Below are 8,506 nucleotides of genomic sequence, written 5' to 3'. Positions count from 1 at the left end.
CGACGCGCAGATAGCCGGCGAGTGGGTGCGCCTGATGGGGCACCTCAACGCGGCCTCGCGCGAGCACCTCTACCGTCACTACGATCCCGAGGTGCGCGGCTGCACCGTCCTGCGCCCCGGCGAGGCCGACGCGGGCGTGGTGGCCCCGGTGCCGGGCAGCGTCCTGGGCGTGGCCGTCAGCGTCGACGGCAACCCCCTGGTCGGCCTGCGCGACCCCTACCAGGCCGGCCTGCGCGCCGTGGTCGAGGCGGCGCGCAACGTGGCCTGCGTCGGCGGCCGGCCCGCCGCGGTGACCGACTGCCTCAACTTCGGCAACCCCGAGGACCCCGAGGTCTTCCGCCAGTTCCGCGAGGCGGTGCGCGGCGTCGGCGACGCCTGCCGCGGCGTCACGCTGCACGCGCGCGGCGGGGAGCCGCTGCCGGTGGTCTCGGGCAACGTGTCGCTCTACAACCAGAGCGCCGCGGGCCGCACCGTGGCCCCGTCGCCGATCATCGCCTGCGTGGGCAACGTGGCCGACGTGACGCTCTGCCGCAGCCAGCGGCTGAAGGCCGCCGGCGACCGGCTCTACCTCGTGGGCCTGCCCGACGGCGCGTCCGGCGCGACGCTGGCCGCCGAGGCGGGTCTCGTCTTCGGCCGCGACGTGCTGGCGCCGACGGATCTCGAAGCCGCCCGGCGCGAGATCGCGGCGGTCTGCGACCTGGCCGAGGCCGGCCTGCTGCAGGCCGCGCACGACGTGAGCGACGGCGGCCTGGCCGTCTGCCTGGCCGAGATGGCGCTGGGACCGCGGGGCCGCGAACCGCTCGGCGCCGTCGTCGCGGTGCCGCCGGCCTGCCGCGGCCTGACCCTGCGCGAGTTCCTGTACGGGGAGCGCGGGGGCTTCGTGGTGGAGGTGCGCGAGCGCGACGCGGCGCGGGCCGAAGTGCTGCTGGCCGGGGCGGGCGCGACTTGGGCCTTCCTGGGCGAGGTCGTCGACGCCGCCGCCATCTCGGTCCGCGACGCCGCCGGCTGCGAGGCCGTCGTCGTCGAGCTCGACGAGCTGGAGCTGAGCTGGCGCGAGGGCCTGACCCGCGTGCTGGCCGCGCGCGGCCTGCCCGATCCGGCCGACCGGATCGAGCCGCCGGTGGTCGTCGACGAAACGGTCGCGCCGGTGGTCGTCGTCGCCGGTGCGCGGCCCCGCGTCGCGGTGCTGCAGCTGCCCGGCATGAACTGCGAGGACGAATCCGCGCGGGCCCTGACGGCCGCCGGGGCGCGGGCCGAGATCTTCCGCTGGACGCGCCCGGCTGCCGAGCTGGCGGATTTCGACGGCTACCTGGTCCCGGGCGGCTTCTCCTACCAGGACCGCGTGCGCGCGGGTGCGGTGGCGGCCAAGGACCCGCTGCTGGCGGCCCTGCTGGCGGCCGACGCCGCCGGCAAGCCGATCCTGGGCATCTGCAACGGCTGCCAGGTGCTGGTCGAGGCGGGGCTGGTGCCAGGCCTCGACCGTGGCCGGGTCGAGGTGGCCCTGGCGCCGAACCGCATCCCCGGGCGACGCGGCTATTTCTCCCGCTGGGTGGTGCTGGAGGCGATCGCCGGCAGCCGCTGCCGCTTCCTGGAGGGACTGCCGCGCACCCTGCCGGTGCCGATCGCCCACGCGGAGGGACGCTTCACGCACGAGGATCCGGCGTTCTTCGCCCGCCTGCGGGACGAGGGCCTGCTGGCCTACCGCTATGCCGCGGCGTCGTCGGCGGGGGACGGACCTGGCAACCCCAACGGGTCCCTGTTGGCCACCGCCGCGATGACCAACCCCGCGGGCAACGTCCTGGCGATGATGCCGCACCCCGAACGGGCGGCCTGGCTGTTCCAGGTGCCCGAGGACCTGGACCATCCCTGGGGCCGGCGGCGACGGGAACGGGTCGGGGACCGCGACGCCCAACTGGGGGCCGGCCCGGGTCTGGCGGTCCTGCGTCGATTGGTGGAACTCTGCTGATTCCAGAAGGTTGACGGGACCGGTCGCCGGAGACGGTCCTTGCCTTAGGAGAGGCGAAGGATGATCATTCAGCGTACCTTGATGACCTGTCACAAGGGCGTGGACCTGCACGCGGCCACGGCCGAGCGCGTCATGCGTCGTCGCCTGGTGGGCGGCGAGCACCTCGTGGGCCTGGCGCGGGCCGAGATCCACACCTTCTGGCAGACCGACGGCGCGCCCGCGCCCGAATCGGTGGAGAGGTTGCTGACGGTGGGGCGGTTCTTCAACCCCAACAAGCACCACTTCGCCCATTTCGTGTTGCGCGGCGCCGGAGAGTCCTGGACGGCGATCCCCGCGCGCGGCGACCCCTTGCCCGAAGGCTGGCCAGGGGAGGTCGCGGCCACGGACCTGCCGGCCGGCGACGACGAGGTGCTCGACCGCCTGCTCGGCGGCGCGATCCCGGCCGGCGCGAAGGCAGGCGGGGCAGCGGTGGTCGACGTCTGCGCCTTCCCGCTCGGGGAGACGTCGGCGGTGCTCTCCGGCGTGCTGTGGCGCCTGGCGCTGGCGCCGGGGACCGCGGAGCCGGCGGCCGTGGCCGGGCGTCTGGTCGAGGCGAGGAGCGCGCGGGAGGGCCTGCTGGTCAACCCGCACATGCAGGGCTGGTTGGCCTCGCCGGCGCGGTTGCGCCGCGCCTGAGCCCGAATCGGGACGGGAGACGACATGGGTGCGGAAGGGCGCCACTGGCGCGAGGAGTGCGGGGTCGTCGGCGTGGCCGGTTGCGCCGGCGCCGGCGAGCTGTCGGCGCTCGCGCTGCACGCCCTGCAGCACCGCGGCCAGGAGAGCGCCGGCGTCTCCACGTCGGACGGCCACACCGTGCGCACGCACCGCGCCATGGGCCTGGTCGCCGACGTCTTCACCGAAGCCGTCGTGAAGTCCCTCGACGGCACCTTCAGCATCGGGCACGTCCGCTATTCCACCACCGGGTCGTCGCAGCTGGAGAACGCGCAGCCGCTGCAGGTCACCTGCCACCGCGGCACGGTGGCCGTGGCCCACAACGGCAACCTGGTCAACGCCCACCTCCTGCGCCGCGAGATGGAGCGGGACGGGTCGATCTTCTCGACCACCAGCGACACCGAGGTCATCCTGCACCTGATCGCCCGCAGCCGCGCGGCGTCCTTCGAGGACGCGGTGGCCGAGGCGGTCGGCAAGGTCAAGGGCGCGTACTGCCTGCTGGTGCTCTGCCGCGACAAGCTGATCGCCGCGCGCGACCCGCGCGGGTTCCGGCCGCTCTGCCTGGGGCGGTACCGGGACAGCTACGTCATCGCCTCGGAGAGCTGCGCCTTCGACATCATCGGCGGCACCTACCTGCGGGACATCGAGCCCGGCGAGATGGTCGTCCTGGACGGGAACGGCCTGACGAGCCGGCGGCTGGCGCCGCGCGGCGAGATCACCCAGTGCGTCTTCGAACACATCTACTTCTCGCGTCCGGACAGCACGATCTTCGGCGTCAGCGTCGACGAGACCCGCCGCCGCTGCGGCGAGATCCTGGGGCAGGAGAGCCCCGCCGACGCCGATTTCGTCTGCGCCGTCCCGGACTCCAGCAACACGGCGGCCCTCGGCTATGCCCGGCGGACCGGCCTGCCGTTCGAGCTGGCGCTCATCCGCAACCACTATGTCGGGCGCACCTTCATCTCGCCGGCCCAGAAGGTCCGGGACATGTCCGTGCGCATCAAGTTCAATCCCGTCCGCAGACTGATCGAGGGGAAACGCGTCGTCGTGATCGACGACAGCATCGTCCGCGGCACGACCATGCGGAAGCTCGTGAAGCTCATCCGCGCCGCGGGGGCGGCCGAGGTGCACCTGCGCATCGCCTCGCCGCCGGTGACGCATCCCTGTTACTACGGCATCGACACGCCCGTGCGCAAGGAGCTCATCGGGAGCAGCCATACGGTGGACGAGATCGCCACCTACCTGCGTGTCGATTCCCTGGCCTATCTCTCGCTCGAAGGCCTGCTGCGGGCCACCGGGAACCCGTCGGTGCACTGCGCCGCCTGCTTCACCGGGAACTACCCCGTGCCCTTCGAGAACGAGCTGAGCAAGGAGATCCTGGACCGCGGCGCCGCCACCCCGGAAGTGGGCTCTCCGGGGGCGCGTTGACGCCCGGTCCCGATCGGAAACGAGGCTCCGTGTCCGGAAACGCCCAGGGCGGTCGCCACCGCCCGGACCCGGCGTACGACGATCCGCAGCGGCTGCGCGCCGCGTTGCGGCGGCGCGTGCTGCCCCTGGTCTCCCGCCCGGGGCGCTACCTGGGCGGGGAGCTGGGCGCGTCGCGCAAGGACTGGGACCCGACCCGCGCCAACTTCCTGCTCTCCTACCCCGACGCCTACGAGCTGGGCATCTCCAACAACGGCCTGCGCATCCTCTACGCCGCGGTCAACGCGCGCGAGGACGCCTACGCCGACCTCGCGTTCGCGCCCTGGCCCGACCTCGAGGCGCTGCTGCGCGAGGGGCGCCTGCCCCTGTTCGCGCTGGAGTCGGGCCGGCCGGCGCGCGCGTTCGACGTGATCGGCTTCTCGCTGGGCTACGAGCTGTGCCTGACCAACCTGCTGACGATGCTCGACCTGGCGGGCGTGCCGCTGCGCGCGGCCGACCGCGGCGACGGCGACCCGCTGGTGCTCGTCGGCGGGCACTGCGCCGCGAACCCGACGGTGCTGGGCCCCTTCGCCGACGTCGTGTGCGTGGGCGACGGGGAGGAGGCGCTGCTGGAGATCGCGGACGCCGTCCGCGACGGCAAGCGGGCCGGCGAGGACCGCGCCGCGCTGCTGGCCCGGGTCCGCGCCGTCCCCGGCCTGTGGTGGCCGGGCAAACCGGGCCGCACCGAGGCGCGCGTCGTGCGCGACCTGAACGCGTTCCCGCCGCCGGCCACCCTGGTGCCGGTGATCGAGGCGGTCCACGACCGCCTGTCGCTGGAGGTCATGCGGGGCTGCGTGCGGGGCTGCCGCTTCTGCCAGGCGGGGATGATCACCCGCCCGGTGCGCGAGCGCGACGTGGCCCAGGTCGTCGACTGCGCCGTCGCCGGCGCGCGCGACCTCGGCTGGGAAGAGGTGTCGCTGCTGTCGCTCTCGACCTGCGACTACACGGGCCTGGGCGCGGCGATGGCGGGCATCCTCGAGGGGATCGGCGACGCGCGCACGTCGCTGGAGCTGCCCAGCCTGCGCGTCGACGCCCTGGACGAGGGCCTCTACGGCCTGGTCCAGCAGGAGCGGCCGTCGTCCTTCACCTTCGCGCCCGAGGCGGGCAGCCAGCGCCTGCGCGACGTGGTCAACAAGAACGTCACCGAGCAGGACGTCATGACCAGCGTGCGGCGCGCCTTCGCCGCCGGCGCCAAGAAGATCAAGCTCTACTTCATGACGGGCCTGCCCACCGAGACCGACGAGGACCTGCTGGCCGCGGTGGACCTGGTGGAGAAGGTCGTGGCCGCGGCCCCGCGCGGCGGGGCGCAGGTCACCGCCTCGTTCTCGCCCTTCGCGCCGAAGGCGCACACCCCCTTCCAGTGGGCCGGGCAGGTGCCGCGGCGCGAGATGGGCCGGCGCAACGAGCTGCTGTCGAGCCGCCTGCGCGGCAGCCGCATCAAGCTCAGCCTGCGCGACCCCGACGTGTCCTGGCTGGAGGGCGTGCTCGGCCTCGGCGACGCCGCCGTGGCCGACGTCGTGGAGCGGGCCTGGCGCCTGGGCGCCCGCTTCGACGGCTGGGACGAGATGTTCCACGCCGGGCGGTGGGAGCAGGCCTTCGCCGAGGCGGGCGTCGATCCGGACGGCTACGTCGCGCCGCGAGACATGGACGCGCCGCTGCCCTGGGACGGCGTCTTCGCCCAGGTGGACCGCGATTTCCTGCGACGCGAGTGGGTGTCGGCGCAGGCCGGCGCCACGGTGCCGGACTGCCGTCTCGAAGGCGGCTGCGAGCGCTGCGAGGCCTGCGGCCCCGGCCTGGCCCACGTGTTCGCCGAGCTGCCCGACGGGTCGCGCGCGACGCGGGGGCAGGTCGCGATCGCGGCCGCGCTGCCGCTCGATGCGGTCGCGCCGCCGTCGGGCGCCGGGACGGAGGCGACCGCCGCCGTCGTCTCCCTGTTCGATCCCCGCAACGCCGATGCGGCGGACCCGCGCCGCGAGCGCCCGCAGTGGCGCAAGTGGCGCGAGCGGGCGAGCGAGAAGTGCTGGTTCCGGGCGAGCTACGCCAAGGACGGCGATGCCGTCTGGCTGGGCCACCTCGACTTCCAGCGCCTGATCCAGATGGCCCTGCGCCGCTCCGCCCTGCCGGTGGCGTACAGCCAGGGCTTCCACCCCCACCTGCTGATCAAGTTCGGCCCGCCCCTGCCGGTGGGCGTGGCCGGCGACGACGAGCTGCTGGACCTCGCCCTGCTGCACGACGTGCACGACTGGGTGCCGCGGCTGAACCGGCAGTTGCCCCCGACGATCCGCCTGCTGGCGGCCGAGCCCATGGGGCCGGTCGTGCCGGAGTCGATCGAGCAGGGGGTCGACCGCAGTGACTACCGGGCCCTGTTGCCGCCGCCGGCGGACGGCGGGCCTTCCGTGGCGACCGTGCGCCGGCTGGCCGGGGAATTCCTGGCCGCGTCGGACCGCGTCGTCGTGCGCCAGCGCCCCAAGGGGGACGTGGCGGTGGACGTGCGCCCGCTGCTGTGCGAGGACCGGCTCGCGGTGGCGGAGACTCCCGGCCCCGACGGCGGGGTCGAGCTGACCTTTTCCCTGCAGCGCCTCCCGGCCCAGCCCGGGCTGCCTGCCCATGATTTCCTCGCGGCCCTCTGCGGCGACGCGCTCCCGGAACCCCGACACGCCGAGTTGCGGCGCACGGCCCTGCTGATGCGCCGGCCGGACGGGACCTGGGCTTCGCCGCTCGACGGGGTCCGCGAACACAACCAGCGGTTATGGCTGCAGCGTCATCTGACGGCCTGAACCGCCCACAGATTGGAACCATAGACATGCGCAAGGACATCATCATCAACGCGAATCCCCACGAGATCCGCATCGGCATCCGCGAGGACGGCGAACTGGTCGAGCTGCTCATCGAGCGCGCCGACAGCAAGCGGATCGTGGGCAACCTCTACCGCGGCGTGGTCACCTCGGTGAAGCCGGGCCTGCAGGCGGCCTTCGTCGACATCGGGCTGGAGCGGGCGGGCTTCCTGCACGCCTCGGACCTGGTGCACGAGGACCCCGAGTCGGTCGAGGCGGTCGACGGGCCGCTGCCCGCCGCCGGCGGCCGCAGCGGGCGCAACGCCCAGGTCCCCGACATCGGCGACATGCTGAAGGTCGGCGACAAGATCCTGGTCCAGGTCACCAAGGAGCCCATCAGCAGCAAGGGGCCGCGCCTGACCGCCGACATCAGCCTGCCGGGCCGCTTCCTGGTCTACATGCCCAAGGGCCACCACGTGGGCGTCTCGCGCAAGATCGAGGACCGCCGCGAGCGCGTGCGCCTCAAGCGCATCCTGCAGGAGGCCCGCCCCGACGCCGGCGCCTTCATCGTGCGCACCGCGGCCGAGGAGGCCGAGGAGAAGGCCATCCGCGCCGACGTCAAGTACCTGTCGGACCTGTGGCTGACGGTCGAGGCCGCCGACCGCGAGGTCCAGGCGCCCGCCCTGGTCCACGAGGACGTGGGCATGGTCGTGGGCCTGATCCGCGACATCTTCAAGGACGACGTCGACATGCTCGTCATCGACGACAAGGACGACTACAAGCGCCTCCAGAAGTACGTGCAGATCTTCGCGCCCGAGATCAAGGACCGCGTCCGGCTGCACCGCGACGCGTCGGCCGTCTTCGACCACTACGACATCGAGCAGGAGATCCGCAAGAGCACCGAGCCCAAGGTGTGGATGAAGAAGGGCGGCTACATCGTCATCGAGCAGACCGAGGCGCTGGTCTCGATCGACGTGAACACCGGCCGCTTCGTCGGCCGCCACAACCAGGAAGACACCATCGTCGAGACCAACCTGCTGGCCGCCCGCGAGGTGGCCCGCCAGCTGCGCCTGCGCGACATCGGCGGCATCATCGTGGTCGACTTCATCGACATGGAGTCCGAGGGGAACAAGAAGCGCGTGCTGAACGAGCTGCGCAACGCCCTGAAGAACGACCGCGCGCGCACCAAGGTCTTCCCGGTCAGCAACCTGGGCCTGGCCGAGATGAGCCGCCAGCGCGTCCGCCCCTCGCTGGTCTCGTTCCTCAGCGACGACTGCCCCTACTGCCACGGCGCGGGCAAGGTGCTCAGCCTCGAGACGCTGGCCAACCGCATCGAGCGCGAGGTGCACCGCGTCCACCACAAGACCGGCGAGAAGCAGCTGCAGATCGTGGCCAACCCCATGCTGGCCCTCTACCTGAGCACCGAGCGCGCCGAGCAGCTCGACGACCTCTGCAGCGAGCACGACATGATCATCGACGTCACCGACGACCCCGGCCTGCACCGCGAGAACTACCAGGTGCTGTCCCTGAAGTCGGACCGCGACCTGATCCAGGAGGCCGAGAAGCGCTTCCTGCCGCGCGGGCGCGGCAACCG

5 protein-coding genes are annotated in these 8,506 nt (G+C 73.0%); all 5 read left to right on the top strand.

Annotated features, from left to right (window positions below; all coding sequences use genetic code 11):
- On the top strand, positions 1–1,966 hold a 1,966-nt coding region (gene purQ, locus Q7W29_01590), incomplete at its 5' end, for a phosphoribosylformylglycinamidine synthase I (protein MDO9170503.1).
- Between the two features lie 60 nt (positions 1,967–2,026).
- A complete protein-coding gene (locus Q7W29_01585) occupies positions 2,027–2,641 on the top strand; it encodes a hypothetical protein (GenBank protein MDO9170502.1) in 615 nt (204 codons plus the stop codon).
- Between the two features lie 24 nt (positions 2,642–2,665).
- A complete protein-coding gene (purF, locus tag Q7W29_01580) occupies positions 2,666–4,102 on the top strand; it encodes an amidophosphoribosyltransferase (protein MDO9170501.1) in 1,437 nt (478 codons plus the stop codon).
- A 29-nt stretch (positions 4,103–4,131) separates the two neighbouring features.
- Positions 4,132–6,915, top strand: a complete 2,784-nt coding sequence (locus tag Q7W29_01575) for a TIGR03936 family radical SAM-associated protein (GenBank protein MDO9170500.1) — start codon at positions 4,132–4,134, stop codon at positions 6,913–6,915.
- 26 nt (positions 6,916–6,941) lie between these two features.
- Positions 6,942–8,506 (top strand): Rne/Rng family ribonuclease (locus Q7W29_01570; GenBank protein ID MDO9170499.1); only part of this gene is annotated, 1,565 nt, incomplete at its 3' end.

Source organism: bacterium, assembly GCA_030654305.1.
Taxonomy (GTDB): Bacteria; Krumholzibacteriota; Krumholzibacteriia; order LZORAL124-64-63; family LZORAL124-64-63; genus PNOJ01.
The sequence above is the reverse complement of the archived record's forward strand: the minus strand, read 5'-3'. Positions and strand labels throughout refer to the sequence as shown.